The sequence below is a fragment of the Tsukamurella conjunctivitidis genome, from assembly GCF_007858475.1.
GTDB lineage: Bacteria > Actinomycetota > Actinomycetes > Mycobacteriales > Mycobacteriaceae > Tsukamurella > Tsukamurella conjunctivitidis.
The window spans coordinates 1-509 of the sequence record NZ_VIGX01000327.1 but is presented as its reverse complement, the minus strand read 5'-3'; the positions used below and the strand labels follow the sequence as shown (position 1 = coordinate 509).

Annotated in this window: 1 protein-coding gene; it reads left to right on the top strand. The window is 69.5% G+C overall.

Features of this window, described 5'->3' with window-relative positions:
- A partial coding sequence (locus tag FK530_RS25620) for a class I tRNA ligase family protein (protein ID WP_146489553.1) occupies nucleotides 1-509 on the top strand: 509 nt, incomplete at both ends.

The following is a 509-nucleotide window of genomic DNA, read 5'->3' as shown; positions in this document are numbered from 1 at the left end:
CCATGGGCTGGGACGACAACGGCCTGCCCACCGAGCGTCGCGTCCAGAACTACTTCGGCGTGCGCGTGGACCCCACGCTGCCCTACCAGCCCGATTTCACGCCCCCCCACGACGGCGGCGACGGCAAGTCCATCAAGGCCGCCGACCAGCAGCCCATCTCCCGTCCCAACTTCGTCGAGCTGTGCCAGCGCCTCACCCAGGAGGACGAGGTCCAGTTCGAGGCCCTGTGGCGCAGGCTCGGACTCTCCGTGGACTGGCAGCACCACTACCAGACCATCGGCACCGACGCCCAGAAGGTCGCCCAGCACGCATTCCTGCGCAACCTGGAGCGCGGTGAGGCCTACCAGGCCGAGGCGCCGGGCCTGTGGGACGTCACCTTCCAGACGGCCGTCGCCCAGGCGGAACTGGAAGCGCGCGAGTACCCCGGCTTCTACCACTCCCTGGCCTTCCACAGGTCCGACGGGTCCGGTGACGTGGTCATCGAGACCACCCGCCCCGAGCTGCTGGCC